This is a genomic window from Achromobacter sp. (assembly GCF_050285585.1).
GTDB lineage: Bacteria > Pseudomonadota > Gammaproteobacteria > Burkholderiales > Burkholderiaceae_B > Achromobacter.
Genome location: NZ_JBLZXF010000016.1, coordinates 60231 through 75724, shown reverse-complemented (window position 1 = coordinate 75724; position 15494 = coordinate 60231). Strand labels below are relative to the sequence as shown.

At 67.3% G+C, this 15494-nt stretch carries 15 protein-coding genes; 8 read left to right on the top strand and 7 right to left on the bottom strand.

What is annotated here, in order from left to right; all coding sequences use genetic code 11:
* Positions 1-49: 49 nt before the first annotated feature.
* From acs to ltaE, 3 genes are all read left to right on the top strand, one after another.
* A complete protein-coding gene (gene acs, locus ACN6PJ_RS20015) occupies positions 50-2029 on the top strand; it encodes an acetate--CoA ligase (protein ID WP_427997569.1) in 1980 nt (659 codons plus the stop codon).
* 128 nt (positions 2030-2157) lie between these two features.
* Entirely contained in the window at positions 2158-3045 is an 888-nt protein-coding gene (locus ACN6PJ_RS20010) for a DMT family transporter (RefSeq protein WP_427997568.1), read from the top strand.
* 39 nt (positions 3046-3084) lie between these two features.
* Complete coding sequence (gene ltaE, locus ACN6PJ_RS20005; RefSeq protein ID WP_427997567.1) at positions 3085-4107, top strand: low-specificity L-threonine aldolase; 1023 nt, start codon at positions 3085-3087, stop codon at positions 4105-4107.
* 55 nt (positions 4108-4162) lie between these two features.
* Here the strand turns inward: ltaE and ACN6PJ_RS20000 are convergent, their stop codons facing one another.
* From ACN6PJ_RS20000 to ACN6PJ_RS19975, 6 genes are all read right to left on the bottom strand, one after another.
* Positions 4163-5479 carry an aspartate aminotransferase family protein gene (locus tag ACN6PJ_RS20000; protein WP_427997566.1) on the bottom strand — a complete coding sequence of 439 codons (1317 nt, stop codon included), beginning with the start codon at positions 5477-5479 and terminating at the stop codon, positions 4163-4165.
* Between the two features lie 124 nt (positions 5480-5603).
* Entirely contained in the window at positions 5604-6488 is an 885-nt protein-coding gene (locus ACN6PJ_RS19995) for a GntR family transcriptional regulator (protein ID WP_427997565.1), read from the bottom strand.
* Between the two features lie 159 nt (positions 6489-6647).
* Positions 6648-6992 (bottom strand): antibiotic biosynthesis monooxygenase family protein, encoded by a 345-nt coding sequence (locus ACN6PJ_RS19990; RefSeq protein ID WP_427997564.1) that lies wholly within the window; start codon positions 6990-6992, stop codon positions 6648-6650.
* Positions 6989-8092, bottom strand: coding sequence for a cytochrome (locus ACN6PJ_RS19985; RefSeq protein ID WP_427997563.1), 1104 nt, complete (start codon positions 8090-8092; stop codon positions 6989-6991). The genes ACN6PJ_RS19990 and ACN6PJ_RS19985 overlap by 4 nt, the downstream gene beginning before the upstream one ends.
* A 75-nt stretch (positions 8093-8167) precedes the next feature.
* A complete protein-coding gene (locus ACN6PJ_RS19980) occupies positions 8168-9031 on the bottom strand; it encodes an NAD-dependent epimerase/dehydratase family protein (protein ID WP_427997562.1) in 864 nt (287 codons plus the stop codon).
* 34 nt (positions 9032-9065) lie between these two features.
* Entirely contained in the window at positions 9066-10712 is a 1647-nt protein-coding gene (locus tag ACN6PJ_RS19975) for an electron transfer flavoprotein-ubiquinone oxidoreductase (protein ID WP_427997561.1), read from the bottom strand.
* Between the two features lie 112 nt (positions 10713-10824).
* On the opposite strand from ACN6PJ_RS19975, the gene ACN6PJ_RS19970 reads away from it, so the two are divergent.
* From ACN6PJ_RS19970 to ACN6PJ_RS19960, 3 genes are all read left to right on the top strand, one after another.
* Positions 10825-11274: an acyl-CoA thioesterase gene (locus ACN6PJ_RS19970; protein WP_427997560.1), complete on the top strand. Its 450-nt coding sequence runs from the start codon at positions 10825-10827 to the stop codon at positions 11272-11274.
* A gap of 199 nt (positions 11275-11473) precedes the next feature.
* A complete protein-coding gene (locus ACN6PJ_RS19965) occupies positions 11474-12172 on the top strand; it encodes a CoA transferase subunit A (RefSeq protein ID WP_043543243.1) in 699 nt (232 codons plus the stop codon).
* Between the two features lie 11 nt (positions 12173-12183).
* A complete protein-coding gene (locus ACN6PJ_RS19960) occupies positions 12184-12834 on the top strand; it encodes a CoA transferase subunit B (RefSeq protein WP_043543242.1) in 651 nt (216 codons plus the stop codon).
* 132 nt (positions 12835-12966) lie between these two features.
* Here the strand turns inward: ACN6PJ_RS19960 and ACN6PJ_RS19955 are convergent, their stop codons facing one another.
* Entirely contained in the window at positions 12967-13425 is a 459-nt protein-coding gene (locus ACN6PJ_RS19955) for a GNAT family N-acetyltransferase (RefSeq protein WP_427997559.1), read from the bottom strand.
* Positions 13426-13605: 180 nt separating this feature from the next.
* Between ACN6PJ_RS19955 and ACN6PJ_RS19950 the strand changes: the two genes are divergently transcribed.
* On the top strand, positions 13606-14481 hold the full coding sequence (locus ACN6PJ_RS19950) for a MurR/RpiR family transcriptional regulator (protein ID WP_427997558.1): 876 nt from the start codon (positions 13606-13608) through the stop codon (positions 14479-14481).
* Positions 14478-15458 carry an isoaspartyl peptidase/L-asparaginase family protein gene (locus ACN6PJ_RS19945; RefSeq protein ID WP_427997557.1) on the top strand — a complete coding sequence of 327 codons (981 nt, stop codon included), beginning with the start codon at positions 14478-14480 and terminating at the stop codon, positions 15456-15458. Before ACN6PJ_RS19950 ends, ACN6PJ_RS19945 begins: the two co-directional genes overlap by 4 nt.
* The last annotated feature ends 36 nt before the right edge of the window (positions 15459-15494 follow it).

The following is a 15494-nucleotide window of genomic DNA, read 5'->3' as shown; positions in this document are numbered from 1 at the left end:
AATGAAAAAGCGGCATAAACAACAGAATCACCGATTGGAGACAAAAATCATGTCGAACGCTATTGAGTCCGTCCTGGTGGAAACCCGTGTTTTCCCGCCGCCCGAACGCGCGGCGCAGGGCGCCGCCATTCCCAGCATGGAAGCCTATAACGCGCTATGCGCGCAGGTCGAGAACGATTTCGACGGATTCTGGGCCGGCCAGGCCCGCGACAACCTGCAGTGGACCAAGCCGTTCACGCAGGTCCTCGACGAATCCGACGCTCCGTTCTACCGCTGGTTCGGCGACGGCGAACTCAACGTGTCGGCCAATTGCCTGGACGTCCACCTGACCAACGGCAATGCCGACAAGACCGCCATCATCTTCGAGTCCGACGATGGCAAGGTCGACAAGGTGACCTATCGCGAACTGCTGGCGCGCGTGTGCCGCTTCGCCAACGGCATCGCCGCGCTGGGCTACAAGAAAGGCGACCGCGCCATCATCTACATGCCGATGTCGATCGAAGCCGTGGTGGCCATGCAGGCCTGCGCGCGCCTGGGAGTGACGCATTCGGTGGTGTTCGGCGGCTTCTCGGCCAAGAGCCTGCAGGAGCGCATCATGGACGTGGGCGCATCGCTGGTCATCACCGCCGACGAGCAGGTGCGCGGCGGCAAGACCATTCCGCTCAAGCCCGCGGTGGAAGAGGCCTTCGCGATGGGCGGCTGCGACGCCGTCTCCAAGGTCATCGTGTACCGCCGCACCGGCGGCAAGGTGCAATGGAACGAAGGCCGCGACCTCTGGATGCATGACGTCGAGGCCGGCCAGGCCGATACCTGCGAGCCGGTGCCGGTCAACGCCGAGCATCCGCTGTTCATCCTCTACACCTCCGGTTCCACCGGCAAGCCCAAGGGCGTGCAGCATTCGTCGGCGGGCTACCTGCTGTGGGCGCTGCTGACGGTGAAGTGGACCTTCGACGCCCGCAAGGACGATGTGTACTGGTGCACGGCCGACGTGGGCTGGGTCACCGGGCACACCTACATTACCTACGGTCCGCTGGCCGCCGGCCTGACGCAGGTGGTCTTCGAAGGCGTGCCGACCTACCCGAACGCCGGCCGGTTCTGGGACATGATCGCCCGCCACAAGGTCACCACGTTCTACACCGCGCCCACCGCGATCCGTTCGCTGATCAAGGCGGCCGAGGCCTCGCCCGAAGCGCATCCGATGAAGTACGACCTGGACAGCCTGCGCATCATCGGCACGGTGGGCGAGCCCATCAATCCCGAAGCCTGGATGTGGTACCACAAGAACGTGGGCCGCGAGCGCTGCCCCATCGTCGACACGTGGTGGCAGACCGAGACCGGCGGCCACATGATCACGCCGCTGCCGGGCGCCACGCCGACCAAGCCGGGTTCCTGCACCCTGCCGCTGCCGGGCATCGCGGCGGCCATCGTCGACGAGACCGGCGCCGACGTCGAGCAAGGCAATGGCGGCTTCCTGGTCGTCAAGCGGCCGTGGCCCGCGATGATCCGCAACATCTGGGGCGACCCGGAGCGTTTCAAGAAGAGCTATTTCCCGTCCGAACTGCGCGGCTACTACCTGGCCGGCGACGGCGCGCAGCGCGATGCCGACGGCTATTTCTGGATCATGGGCCGCATCGACGACGTGCTGAACGTCTCGGGCCACCGCCTGGGCACGATGGAAGTCGAGTCGGCGCTGGTGGCGCACGAGATGGTGGCCGAGGCCGCGGTGGTGGGGCGTCCGGACGACACCACGGGCGAGGCCGTCGTGGCCTTCGTGGTGCTCAAGCGGACGCGTCCGGAAGGCGACGAGGCGCAGGCCATCGCCAAGACCCTGCGCGACTGGGTGGCCAAGGAAATCGGCCCCATCGCCAAGCCCAAGGACATCCGCTTCGGAGACAACCTGCCCAAGACGCGCTCTGGCAAGATCATGCGCCGCCTGCTGCGCGTGGTCGCCAAGGGCGAGGAGGTCACGCAGGACGTCTCCACGCTGGAGAATCCCGCCATTCTCGAACAGCTGTCCAAGCCCCTGTGAGCGTGGCCGGCCGGCGTCGTCCGGCCGTTCTCCGCGCGGCAGGCGCATAATGTCAGGCGCCCGTGCCGGCAACCCGCCGGCGCCGGGCGCCTTTTCTTTTTCCCTCACATATCCACGGAGCCACAGACGTGAGCCGCAGCAGTTTCGATCGCGCAGGGCTAGCCCTGATGTTCAGCACCATCCTGGTCTGGGCGGGCAGCTGGATCGCGATGAAACTGATCGTGCCCTACATCGGCCCGTTCGATTTCGTGGCGCTGCGCTACGTGGCCGGCAGCCTGGTGCTGTTCGCGCTGGCGTTCGCGACCCGCCGTCCGCTGGCCATGCCGCCCTGGAAACTGACCTTGCTGATCGGCCTGACGCAGACGGCCGGCTTCCAGGGATTCGTGCAGACGGCGCTGGTGACGGGCGGGGTGGGCAAGGTTTCGCTCATGGCCTACACCATGCCGTTCTGGGTGATCCTGTTCGCGTGGTGGCTGTTGCGCGAACGGCCCACCGCGAGGCACGGGTTCGGCATCGGCCTGGCCGCCGTGGGCCTGATCTGTTTCGTGGAGCCGTGGAACGGCCTGGGCGACATCCGCCCCGTGGTGCTGGGGCTGGGCAGCGGCCTGAGCTGGGGCGTGGGCACGGTGCTGTCCAAGCGCATGTTCGAGCGGCATGCGCCGGATGTCATGACCTTCACCGCATGGCAGATGCTGTTCGGCGGCCTGGCGATAGTGCCCGCGGCTCTGCTGGTGCCGCAGATACCCGCGCAGTGGGGCTGGCAGCTCTGGACCGGCATGACCTACATCGTGCTGATCGCGACGGCGGCCGGCTGGCTGCTGTGGCTGCAGGTCGTGCGCCGCGTGCCCGCGTCCATCGCCGGTCTGTCGAGCCTGGGCGTGCCCGTCGTGGCGATGCTGTTCGCCTGGGCGCTGCTGGCCGAACGGCCGACCCCGGCCGAACTGGGCGGCATGACCTTGATCCTCGCCGGCATCTGGGTCGTGAGCCGGGCCGCGCCGGCGCCCCGCGTCGAGTGAGCGGTGTTTCGAATTCCGTTTTCCATCCAAGGATTTTCCATGATCGATCTGCGTAGCGACACCGTTACCCGGCCCTCCGCGGCCATGCTGCAGGCGATGGTCGCCGCGCCCCTGGGCGATGACGTGATGGGCGACGACCCCACCGTGATCCGCCTGCAGGAGGCGGTGGCCGAGCGCGCCGGCAAGGCGGCGGGTCTGTTCTTCCCCTCGGGCACCCAAAGCAATCTGGGCGCGCTGATGGCCCATTGCGGCCGGGGCGATGAATACCTGGTGGGGCAGCTGGCGCACACCTACAAATACGAAGGGGGCGGGGCGGCCGTGCTGGGCAGCATCCAGCCCCAGCCGATCGAGCACGCGGAAGACGGATCGCTGCCGCTGGAAAAGCTGGCAGCGGCGCTCAAGCCCGAGGGCGATCCGCACTTCGCCCGCACCCGCCTGCTTGCCCTGGAAAATACCTTCCACGGCAAGCTGATTCCGGCCTCCTATGTGCAGGCGGCCACGGACTGGGCGCGCCAGCACGGCCTGGCGACGCACCTGGACGGCGCGCGCGTGTTCAACGCGGCAGTGGCCAGCGGCAAGCCGGTGGTGGATCTGTGCCGGCCCTTCGACTCGGTTTCGATCTGCTTTTCCAAGGGGTTGGGCGCGCCCGTGGGCTCCGTCCTGGTGGGCAGCGCCGAACTGATCGCCCGCGCCCGCCGTTGGCGCAAGATGCTGGGCGGCGGCTTGCGGCAGGCCGGCGTGCTGGCCGCCGCCTGCCTGTATGCGCTGGAGCACAACGTCGAGCGCCTGGCCGAGGATCACGAGAACGCGCGCTTGCTGGCCGAGGGGCTGCGCGGCGTCCCGGGCGTCAAGGTGCTGAGCCAGGACACCAACATGGTGTTCGTCCAGGTCGAACCGGCGCTGTGCGATGGCCTGACCGCCGCGCTGGACGCGCAGAACATAAAGATGCGGGCGGTGTACGGCGGGCCGACGCGCCTGGTGACCCACCTGGACATCAGCGCGGACGACGTGCGCCGCGCGGCGCGCGCCGTGGCCGATTACTGCTCGGCCGCGCCGCGTTGAGCGCTGCGGTTGCGCGCGCCGCCGGGGGCAACGCGGCGTGGCGCGCATGCAGGCGTCAGGGCATGGACCGCAACGCGTCGTACAGCGTCGAGAAGAGCCGGTCCAGCTGATGGCGTTCGATCGTGAGCGGCGGCGACAGCAGCATGGTGTCGCCGGCCGAGCGGATCAGGCAATCGCGCTCCAGGCAGGCCTGGTGCACGGCATAGCCGCGCTGACCCGGTTTGCCTTCCTCCGGGGCGAGTTCGATCGCGGCAAGCAGGCCGATGTTGCGCACGTCGACTACGTGCGGAGCGCCCTTGAGCGAGTGCGCGGCGTCTTCCCACTCCTTCCATAGCTCGCCGGCCCGCTCGAACAGGTTTTCGCGCCGGGCGATCTCGAGCGTGGCCAGGCCGGCTGCGCATGCCACCGGATGGCCCGAGTACGTATAACCGTGCGATAGCTCGATGGCGCTCTCCGGTCCTTGCATGAAGGCTTCGTACACGTGCTCCCGCACCAGCGTGGCGCCCATCGGGATTGCGCCGTTGGTCAGTCCCTTGGCGCTGGTGATGATGTCCGGCATCACGCCGAAGTGCGACGCGGAGTACGCGCCGCCGATGCGCCCGAAGCCGCAGATAACTTCGTCGAAGATCAGCAGGATGCCGTGCTTGTCGCAGATGTCGCGCAGACGTTGCAGGTAGCCGCGGGGCGGCACCAGCACGCCCGTCGAGCCTGCAACGGGTTCGACGATGACCGCTGCGATGGTCGAGGCATCGTGCAAGGCCACGATGCGTTCCAGCGCGTCGGCCAGGTGCGCGCCCCACTCGGGCTGGCCGCGGGTGTAGGCCATCTTCTCGCGGTCGTATGTGTGGGGCAGGTGATCGACGAAGGGCAGCAAATTGCCGAAAGGCTTGCGGTGGCCCGCGATGCCCGAGACCGACAGGCCGCCGAAACCGACCCCGTGGTAAGAGCGTTCGCGGCCGATCAGGCGCACGCGCTGTCCGTCGCCGCGCGCCCGATGGTAGCCTAGCGCGATCTTCAGCGCGGTGTCCACGGCCTCCGAACCCGAATTCGAGAAGAACACCTGGCTGAAGCCGGCGGGCGCCGCCTGAATCAACTCATCGGCGAAGCGCAGGGCGAGCGGATGGCTCATCTGGAACGAGGAGGCGTAATCGAGATCCGCCGCCGCCCGCGAAATGGCGCGCACGATCTCCGGCCGGCCGTGGCCGGCGTTCACGCACCACAGGCCCGCGATGCCGTCGAGCACTTCGCTGCCGTCGGGGCGGAAGTAGTACATGTCCTGCGCGCCGCTGAACACCACGGGATGGCGCTTGAAACGGCGGTTGGCGGTAAAGGGCAGCCAATAAGCGTCGGAATTTGGGAGCTGGGGCGACATAAGACGATCCTGCTGGGACGGTGAATGACGCCTTATTGTGTACTAATGTATTGAAAAATACAATCTAGCTTGAGCTGAAACATTCCGAACCCGGGCATGGGGCGGGCGCGAAAGGGTCAGGGGATCAGGAGCGTTGCAGCGCGGATTTCAGGTGCTGCCGCATCAGTTGGGCGGCCCATTCCTGGTCGCCGTCCTCGATTGCAGCCAGTATCTGCAGATGCTCGCGGCTGGAGCTCGAGTACTGCGCCAGGTGATAGAACGCGCGGTGTTCCTCGAGCCGGCGCAGTTGGTTCTGCTGTTGCACGGCCTGCAGGATGTAGCGGTTGCCCGAAAAGCGCGCCAGCATTTCGTGGAACGAGGCGTTCAGATTGAAGAATTCCGCGGCCGAGATGTCGCTGCCGTCGCCGCGCGCGGCAAGCGCCTCGTGCGCGGCGCGCATGCGCGCCACGGCCTCTTTGTCCGGGCGGAACGTGGGCTCCAGCAGGCCCGCGCATTCGACCGTCATGCGGAAGCGGTAGCTTTCGTTAAGCGCGTCGCGGTTTTCCAGCGACGGCGCGAACTGCCAGCCGTGGCCTTTGCGCTTTTCGATCAGGCCGTCCGCCGACAGCTGCAACAGCGCTTTGGCGAGCACGCTGCGCGGCGCGGGGTAGCGCTGGAGCAGGTCGCTTTCCGTAAAGGTGTCCGGCAGCGCGCGCGAGGCGCGATCGCCGATCAGGCGCCGATAGAGCTCGTCCTGGGTGGGGCCGGCTCCCTCGATCGCGGGAAGCGCGGAGGCGCCGTGCGCCGCCACCGTATAGCCGCTGTTGGGGCGATGCAGGATCAGGCCCTGCGCGGCCAGCAGCTTGAGCGCGCCGCGCACGGGAGTGCGCGAGACCGCGTGGTTCGCCGCCAGCGCTTCCTCGGAAAGATGGTCGCCGGGCGCGTAACGCCCGGCCACGATGTCTTCCGCGATATGGCGAGCCAGGTCGACTTGCAGCGGAGTGGGGCGGGCGGGGACGGCGGTGGACATGGACGGGGCGGCGGCGCGCGTGGCGAGGGAGTGGGAATGGTACCGGAGAGCGATGCGGCGCGGGTGTCGCGCCTGCGATGGCCGGGTAGGCGGAAATATTGATTATTTTCTTATATTAGTACAAATAGAATGCCTGCCCCGGCCGCCGAAGAAGGCGTTTCAGCCATGCCGTTCGCGGCTGTCCGCGGGGGCCTCCTGACGTTCATGCATGCCGTAGTCGCGCAGCACCTGGGCGACTCGCAGGCGGTAGCCCGCGAATACGCCGCCGCGCCCGGCCTCCTGTGCGCGGCGGTGCGACTCCAGCGAACGCCAGCGGCGGACGGCCTCTTCATCCCGCCAGAACGACAGTGACAGCAGTTTGCCCGGATTGGCCAGGCTCTGGAAGCGCTCGACCGAGATGAAGCCGTCGATGGCCTTCAATTCGTCGATGAGGCCGGCGGCTATTGCGAGATAGGGATCGGGGTTGCCGTCGGCGGGTTCGACTTCGAATATCACGGCGATCATTGGGAGGGCTCCTTGGAGAAATCAAATTGCGGAACGCGCGCGTTGGGCAGCGGCCGGTAGCGGAAGCGCGCCGCGAGCGATACGGCATCGGCGCCCGCGCGCAGCAAATGCGCAAGCGCCGCGGCCGCGTGCCGGCGGGCCGGTCCGGCGCCGGGGCAGGCGTGCCCCAGCGCCCCGAAAGTCCAGTGCGCCTCGGGCTCGATCATGGCGGCGGCGGCCAGGACCAGCAGCACGGTCTGGCCGGCTTCGATGCGCTGGCCGCAAACCTCGATGCCGGCTGCAAGAAAGCGCCGGGTATTGTGCACGGGCGGGTCCTTGCGCAGCACGTCGTCCACCAACGCGTCGGCCTGTCCGTCCGAGACCGCGCCGCGCATGCCGCGGCGCCCTGCCAGGATGAGCGCGTTGCCCAGCAGGCCTGCGCCCGCTTCGCAGGATTGGAACAGCAGGCCCGCGAGGTTCGCGGCCAGCAGGGCCGGCGCCAGATCGGCGCGCATGCCCGCTACGCGCAGCCTGCGCAAGGCGGGGGAGGTCTGCGGGGCTTCCAGGTGCGATTCGAGACGGCTCTGCAATCGTTCGGCGGCGGCGTGCGCGGCCGCGGTCTTGGGCCCCGCGGAAACGTCGGGCAACCCAGAGAGGAAGGCGCCGATATCCGCCGCGCAGTCGGCGTAGACGCCGGGCGGCAGGCCGAGGTGCGCGGCTTGCGCATGCACCGGGGCCGCGGCGAGGTAGCGGTCGATGGCGTCCGCCGTGAGGGCTCCGGTATCGGGCCACGCCGTGGTCTGCGGATGAGGTTCCTGCTCGCGTATGAAATCGGTGAGCAAGCCTTTGAGTCGCGCGTGCGGCACGCTGTCGTTCATGCGCACGAAGCGGCCGAACAGCGTCCCCGCCGGGCCCGGACACAGCGCGGGAGGCACTGGCGCGGCCGGGGGGCGCACCCGGGCGGCCGGGTGGCCCATGACCGCGCGGATGGCGTCCGGGTGGCATGCGATCCAGAGGCCGAGCGCCGGCTCTCGGTATAGCGGCCGGCCGCGAGCCAGCGCCGCGTAGTAGGGATAGGGGTCGGGATGCGTGACCGCTTCGACAGGATGGGTGGGAAACATGAGGGCGATGGGGGACGGTGAGCGTGGCCGCCAGTATCCGGCACGTTCGCGGTCAACGATTCGGCGTGGGCCGAACTATGCCTGGGGATGATCGTCCTGCCCGGCCGCCTCCGCCAGCAATGCGGCATAGCCAGACCGCGAGTCGGGCCATTGCGGCGTGAAGCCCGTCGCGCGCAATCTGGCGTTGCTGAGCTTCTTGCTTCCGACGTTGGGGGGCGCGGGGGCCACACGCGGCGCGGGCGCGCCTGCGAGCCGGGCCAGCTCGGCATACAGCGTGTGCAGGGGCAGGGGAGTATCGTCGCAGCCTATGTACGCCGGCGCCGCCTCGGGGATGAGCGCCAGGTGCGCCACCGCGGCGGCGGCATCGTCGATGTGCATGCGATTGGCCCAATGCTCGGGCCGGACCGGGGCGCCGGCCAGGCCATTGCGCAGGCGCTCGATCAGTTGCAGGCGGCCGGGGCCATACAGGCCGGCCAGCCGCAAGGCCGTGGACGGCAGCTTGCGCGCGGCCAGCGCGGCTTCGGCCTCCAGCAGCAGGCGGCCGTTCATGCCCAGCGGAGCGGGCGGCGTGTCCTCGTTCACCCAATCGCCGTGATGTTCGCCATAGACCGCGCTGGACGAAACGAATACCACGCGTTCGAGTCGCGAGGCGTCCAGCGCATCCAGCACGTTCGCCAGGCCATCGACGAATACGCCGCGATAGGCGCCGGCTTCGCGAGCGCCGGGCGCGGGCAGGTGGATCAGGCGCGTCACGCCCCGGGGCAGAGAGGGCAGCCCATCGGGGCGGGAGATGTCGCCGCGCAGCCAGTGCAGGCCCTCCGGGCCGCCGGCCGGCGGATTGCGGCGCAAGGCATGGACCTCGTCGCCGCGCGCCAGGAAGCGCTGGGCGACGCGCAGGCCCAGATCGCCACAGCCTATGAGGAGTACGCGTTCGGTCATGGGGGAACGGCGGGCGCCGCAGGGCGCCCGGCCTTTACATGCCGCTGTAGACGGGACCTTCGCCGCCTTGCGGCGCGACCCAGACGATATTCTGGGTCGGGTCCTTGATGTCGCAGGTCTTGCAGTGCACGCAGTTCTGCGCGTTGATCTGCAGGCGGTCCTCGCCGTGGTCGTCCTTGACGAATTCGTACACGCCCGCGGGGCAGTAGCGCGACTCGGGGCCGCCGTACTTGGCCAGGTTGACCTGCACGGGAATGCTGGGGTCCTTCAGCGTCAGGTGGATGGGTTCGTTCTCATCGTGGTTGGTGTTCGAGATGAAAACCGAGCTGAGCTTGTCGAAGGTGAGCTTGCCGTCGGGCTTGGGATAGTCGATGCGCGCGCATTGCGACGCCGGTTGCAGGCAGGCGTGGTCGGGCTTGCTGTGGCGCAGGGTCCAGGGCATCTTGCCCTTGAACAGCAGTTGCTCGACGCCCGTCATCACGGTGGCGATGGTGCGGCCCTTCTTGAACCACTGCTTGAAGTTGCGAGCCTTGTTCAGCTCGGCATGCAGCCAGGACGCCTCGAATGCCTGCGGGTAGGCCGAAAGCTCGTCCTGGCGGCGGTCTGCGACCAGGGCGTCGAAGGTGGCTTCGGCCGCCAGCTTGCCGGACTTGATGGCAGCGTGGCTGCCCTTGATGCGGGAAGCATTGAGGAAGCCGGCCTCACAGCCCACCAGCACGCCGCCGGGGAAGGTCAGTTTGGGCAGCGAGAGCAGGCCGCCGGCCGTGATGGCGCGCGCGCCGTAGGCGATGCGCTTGCCGCCTTCGAAGGTGCCGCGGATGGCGGGGTGCGTCTTGTAGCGCTGGAATTCATCGAACGGCGACAGCCAGGGGTTGGCGTAGTCCAGACCGACGATCATGCCGACCGCAACCAGGTTGTTGTCCAGGTGATAGAGGAAGGAGCCGCCGTAGGTGTCGGCATCCAGCGGCCAGCCCGCCGTGTGAATGACCAGGCCGGGCTTGGACTGGGCCGGGTCCACTTCCCACATTTCCTTGATGCCGATGCCGTAGGACTGCGGGTCGCGGCCGTCATCGAGCTTGTAGCGTTCGATCAGCTGGCGGCCCAGCTGGCCGCGGGCGCCTTCGGCGAACACCGTGTAGCGGGCGTGCAGCTCCATGCCGGGCTGGTAGTGGTCGGTGTGGCTGCCGTCGCGGGCCACGCCCATGTCGCCGGTGGCCACGCCGCGGACGGCGCCGTTCTCGTCGTACAGGACTTCCACGGCGGCAAAGCCGGGGAAGATGTCCACGCCCAGCGCTTCGGCCTGCTCGCCCATCCATTTCACGACGTCGCCCAAGCGGACGATGTAGTTGCCTTCGTTGTGGAAACAGGGCGGCAGCAGCCAGTTGGGCGTGCCGCGCGCGCCGGTTTCGGACAGGAACAGGAACTTGTCCTGCGTGACCGGCACGTTCAGCGGCGCGCCTTTTTCCTTCCAGTCGGGGATGAGTTCGGTCAGCGCCAGCGGGTCCATGACGGCGCCGGACAGGATGTGCGCACCCAGTTCCGCGCCTTTTTCAAGCACGCAGACGCCGATTTCCTGATGCTTCTCAGCGGCCAGCTGCTTAAGACGGATTGCGGTGGCCAGGCCGGCGGGTCCACCGCCAACCACGACCACGTCATATTCCATCGACTCGCGTTCAGACATTTGCAAAGCTCCCCGTATGTGTTCCATATATGGCTGGAAGTATTATCGACGATTGTATTGCAGGCGGCGCCTTGCCCGCCTTCGTATTTCATTCAGCCATCAGGAGCTATTGGTGAACCCGGACAATCTGTCTGCACGGATTCTTGCGGTAGGCGATACCCACGAAACGGAATTGCCTTTGCGTTGGGGCGATTCGGACGCTTTGAACCATCTCAATAACACGCTGTATTTCCGCCTCATGGAAGAGGCCCGGATGCAGATCCTCTACGAAGCCGGCTTCGAGCTGCCCGCGGACGCGGGCCCCATCCTGGCCCACGCATCCTGCGATTTCCTGCGTCCCTTGACCTATCCCGCCAACGTGCGCGTCACGCACAAGGTCACCCGCATCGGCCGTTCCAGCGCGGAATTCGAGCTGCTGCTGGAGAAGGCCGGCGACGCCGAAGGCCCCTATGCCCGCGGGCGCAACGTGCTAGTCTGGATGGACTATGTGGCCAATGCGTCCGCCCCGTGGCCGCCGGAAGTGCTGGCGCAGCTGGGCGCGCTGTTCAGGCCCGCGGCCTGAACCGCCCGCGCCGCAAGGCGCGATGCCGGCAAAATAGGGCGTGCGTTGGCCGGGCATGCCGGTAAAATCTAGCGCAAGATTACAAAAGCAATAGAAAAAACAGGGCCTATCCCGATTTTTTCGATCCCCGCGCGGGACGGTGGCGCGCAAGCGGCGGGGCAGGCTCTCTTCAGTTCGACCTTAACTAGGAGTTGGAGCGATGGACAAGGTTTATGCAAGCGCCAAGGAGGCGCTGGCAGGCATCGTCAAGGACGGTCAGATGATCGCCGTGGGCGGTTTCGGCCTTTGCGGTATTCCCGAAGCCCTGATCGCCGCGCTGCGCGATTCGGGCGTCAAGGACCTCACCTGCATCAGCAACAATGCGGGCGTCGACGGCTTCGGCCTGGGCCAGCTGCTCAATACGCGCCAGGTCCGCAAGATGATCGCGTCCTACGTGGGCGAGAACAAGGAATTCGAGCGCCAGTACCTGTCGGGCGAACTCGAGCTCGAATTCACGCCGCAGGGCACGCTGGCCGAAAAGCTGCGCGCGGGCGGCGCGGGCATCCCGGCGTTCTTCACGCGCACCGGCGTGGGCACGATCGTGGCCGACGGCAAGGAAATCCGTGAGTTCGACGGCCAGCAGTACGTGATGGAGCGTTCGCTGGTGCCCGACGTGTCGCTGGTCAAGGCGCACATCGCCGACCGCAGCGGCAACCTGGTGTTTCGCAAGACGGCCCGCAACTTCAACCCGAACGTCGCCATGGCGGGCAAGCTGACGGTGGTCGAAGTCGAGGAAATCGTTGAAACCGGCAGCCTGGACCCCGACCAGATCCACCTGCCCGGCATCTATGTGCAACGGATCGTGCTGAACGCCACGCCCGAAAAGCGCATCGAACAACGCACCACTCGCCCGGCCTAAGGAGAACAGACATGGCATGGTCCCGCGATGAAATGGCGGCTCGCGCCGCGCGCGAACTGCAAGACGGTTTTTACGTGAACCTGGGCATCGGCTTGCCGACCCTGGTGGCCAACCACGTGCCCAAGGGCGTGGAAGTGTGGCTCCAATCCGAGAACGGCCTGCTGGGCATCGGCCCGTTCCCCACCGACGACGAGGTCGACGCAGACCTGATCAACGCCGGCAAGCAGACGGTGACGACGCTGCCCGGATCCTCCATCTTCTCCTCGGCCGACTCGTTCGCGATGATCCGCGGCGGCAAGATCAACCTGGCCATTCTCGGCGCGATGCAGGTCTCCGAAAAGGGCGACCTGGCCAACTGGATGATCCCGGGCAAGATGGTCAAGGGCATGGGCGGCGCCATGGACCTGGTGGCGGGCGTGGGTCGCGTCGTGGTCCTGATGGAGCACGTGGCCAAGAAAAAGGACGGCACCGAAGACATCAAGCTGCTGCCCGAATGCTCGCTGCCGCTCACGGGCGTGGGCGTGGTCAACCTGATCATCACCGATCTGGGCGTGATGGAAGTCACCGAAAACGGCCTGAAGCTGCTGGAAACGGCGCCCGGCGTGACGGTGGACGAAATCCAGTCCAAGACGCTGGCCAAGCTGGACGTCTCCGGCCTGTGATGCGGCGCCGCTGACCGGCTGCGCGCGGCCGGCGGCGGGCCTTCGCCCGCAGTTTCGCGCCGCGCCCATCCCGCGACGCACGACGCCCCGCCAGGGGCGTTTTTGTTTTCGATCGCGGCGGCGCTGCCGCCGTCAGGCCGATTCCGACAGCAGCATGCCGACGTGCGGAATGCCGTCTTCCATGTACTCGTCGGTGACCGGCACGAAGCCATGCCCCGCGTAGTACCCCTTCAGCCGCGCCTGCGCGCCCAGGTACACGGCCTGGCCAGGCCATAGGCGCTCCACCTCGGCCTTGGCGCGGCGCATCAGCTCATGGCCCAGGCCCGCGCCGCGGGCGGCCGGGGCCGTGATCACGCGGCCGATGACGGCCTTGCCTTCGTTCAGGGCCGGTTCCAGCAGCCGGCAGTAGGCGAGCAGCGCGCCGTTCTCCCTGGCCATCAGGTGTTCGGTCTGGCCCTCCAGGTCCTTGCCGTCCATGTCGAGGAAAACACAGTTCTGTTCGACCACGAAAACTTCGGAGCGCAGCCGCAGGATGGCGTAGAGCTCGGTCGGCGTCAGTTCGGCGTGCGGTTTGCAGGTCCAGGCGGGCATGGCGGAAAACGGGAAACAGGGAAGGGGATCAGCGTAACGCAGACCGGCCCCATTTTCTTGTCCGGGGGTTGTTACATTTTTGCACGGGTATACCCTTAGTATGAAAATCTATTTTCTTCTCTAAAATTTGCGTGTAAACGAATTTACACAAACCTCAGCTACACACATCCCCTCTCTTCGATGAACAAGGCCGCACTCACGATCGCTGATCGGATCGCCCGGGCCCAGCCCGCGCTGAGCCGCACCCAGCACAAGATGGCCGACTACGTCCTGGCGCACCAATTCCGGGTGGCGACCATGACCATCGACGAGTTCGCGGCGGCGGTGGGGGTATCGGTCGCCACCGCGAACCGCTTCGCGCGCGCCCTGGACCTGCCGGGCTATCCGCAATTCCGCGCCGAACTGGCGCGCGGTTTCGAGGCCGCGCTGGAGCCCGTGGAAAAGCTGCGCACCGAGCTGGCCCATTCCGCCAGCGCCGTGCAGATCTTCGCCGCCACGCTGGAAGAGGACATTCGCAATGCGCAGCGCAATCTGCAGTCGCTGGACGCCGCCGCCTGTGAGCAGGCGGTGGACGCCATCCTGGCGGCGGAGCGCGTGTTCATCATCGGCTTTGGCGCCAGCGGTTTCCTGGCCGGCCTGCTGCAGCGCGGCCTGTGCATGCACCTGCATTCGGTCGAGTCGCTGGCCGGACCGGGAGGCGTATCGCACGCGGCGCGCCAGATGTCGCGCATGACGGGCAAGGACCTGGTGATCGCCATCGGCTTTCCCCGCTATCTTGCCGACACCGTCACCCTGGCCGGCGCCGCCAAGCAGGCCGGCGTGCCGGTCCTGGTGCTGACCGACAAGCCCACCTCGCCGCTGGCGCCCACGGCCTCCGTGGTGCTGTATGCGTTTTCCGCGCGCCAGCTGAGTCCCAATTCCGAAACCGCCGCGCTGGGGCTGATCGAAGCCCTTTCCGCAGCGGTGGCCTATCGGGCCAAGAATTCCGTCGCGGCCGCCGCTGGGGTGACCCAGTCCGTGATGCCGTGGCTCATCCATGGAGTAGGTAAACGATGATTCAACCCGTGATCGCCATTCACGGTGGCGCCGGCGCGATGTCCCGCGCGGCCATGTCGCCCGAAAAAGAACAGGAATACCTGAGCGCGCTGGAGTCCATCCTGGCCGCCGGCCAGGCCGTGCTGGCCCGGGGCGGCAGCGCCCTGGACGCCGTGACCGAGGCCGTCCGCCTGCTGGAGGATTGTCCGCTGTTCAACGCCGGCCACGGCGCGGTGTTCACCAGCGCGGCCACCCACGAGCTCGACGCCGCCATCATGGACGGCGCCACGCTGCGCTCGGGCGCGATCGCCAACGTGCATCGCGTGCGCAATCCGGTTTTCGCCGCGCGCAAGGTCATGGAGAACAGCAAGCACGTCTTCTTCGTGGGCGAGGGCGCCGAGGCGTTCGCCGCGCAGGAGGGCGTGGAACTGGTCGATCCTTCGTACTTCTCCACCGAGGCCCGCCGCGAACAGCTGCTGCGCGTGCAGCGCGAAACGCCGGAAGCCGCCGTGCTGGATCACGACGGGCAGGCGATGGTCGCGCGCGGCCAGCCCGCGCCGGCGGATCCGCTGGACGCCGACAAGAAGTTCGGCACGGTAGGCGCCGTGGCGGTGGACGCCCAGGGCAACCTGGCCGCGGCCACCTCGACCGGCGGCATTACCAACAAGCAGGTCGGCCGCGTGGGCGACGCGCCGCTGATCGGCGCCGGCACCTATGCCAGCAACAAGACCTGCGCGGTGTCCACGACGGGCACCGGCGAGATGTTCATCCGCATGGTCGCCGCCTATGACGTGGCGGCGCAGATGGAGTACTGCGGCGCCTCGCTGGAGGCGGCGGCGGACCGAGTCGTCATGGAAAAACTGCCCACCATCGGCGGCAAGGGCGGCCTGGTGGCCGTCGACGCCCAGGGCAATGTGGCCTTGCCGTTCAACACGGAAGGCATGTACCGGGGCTATGCCCGCGTCGGCGAGAAGCCGGTCACCGCGATCTACCGCTGAGGTCCGGCGGGTCGGTTGCGGGATTTTTTAATTTTA

Excerpts from the sequence above, each read along its gene's own strand:
- acs (WP_427997569.1), top strand. The coding sequence starts at position 50 with ATGTCGAACGCTATTGAGTCCGTCCTGGTGGAAACCCGTGTTTTCCCG.
- ltaE (WP_427997567.1), top strand. The coding sequence starts at position 3,085 with ATGATCGATCTGCGTAGCGACACCGTTACCCGGCCCTCCGCGGCCATG.
- ACN6PJ_RS20000 (WP_427997566.1), bottom strand. The coding sequence starts at position 5,479 with ATGTCGCCCCAGCTCCCAAATTCCGACGCTTATTGGCTGCCCTTTACC.
- ACN6PJ_RS19995 (WP_427997565.1), bottom strand. The coding sequence starts at position 6,488 with ATGTCCACCGCCGTCCCCGCCCGCCCCACTCCGCTGCAAGTCGACCTG.
- ACN6PJ_RS19990 (WP_427997564.1), bottom strand. The coding sequence starts at position 6,992 with ATGATCGCCGTGATATTCGAAGTCGAACCCGCCGACGGCAACCCCGAT.
- ACN6PJ_RS19985 (WP_427997563.1), bottom strand. The coding sequence starts at position 8,092 with ATGTTTCCCACCCATCCTGTCGAAGCGGTCACGCATCCCGACCCCTAT.
- ACN6PJ_RS19980 (WP_427997562.1), bottom strand. The coding sequence starts at position 9,031 with ATGACCGAACGCGTACTCCTCATAGGCTGTGGCGATCTGGGCCTGCGC.
- ACN6PJ_RS19975 (WP_427997561.1), bottom strand. The coding sequence starts at position 10,712 with ATGTCTGAACGCGAGTCGATGGAATATGACGTGGTCGTGGTTGGCGGT.
- ACN6PJ_RS19965 (WP_043543243.1), top strand. The coding sequence starts at position 11,474 with ATGGACAAGGTTTATGCAAGCGCCAAGGAGGCGCTGGCAGGCATCGTC.
- ACN6PJ_RS19960 (WP_043543242.1), top strand. The coding sequence starts at position 12,184 with ATGGCATGGTCCCGCGATGAAATGGCGGCTCGCGCCGCGCGCGAACTG.
- ACN6PJ_RS19955 (WP_427997559.1), bottom strand. The coding sequence starts at position 13,425 with ATGCCCGCCTGGACCTGCAAACCGCACGCCGAACTGACGCCGACCGAG.
- ACN6PJ_RS19950 (WP_427997558.1), top strand. The coding sequence starts at position 13,606 with ATGAACAAGGCCGCACTCACGATCGCTGATCGGATCGCCCGGGCCCAG.
- ACN6PJ_RS19945 (WP_427997557.1), top strand. The coding sequence starts at position 14,478 with ATGATTCAACCCGTGATCGCCATTCACGGTGGCGCCGGCGCGATGTCC.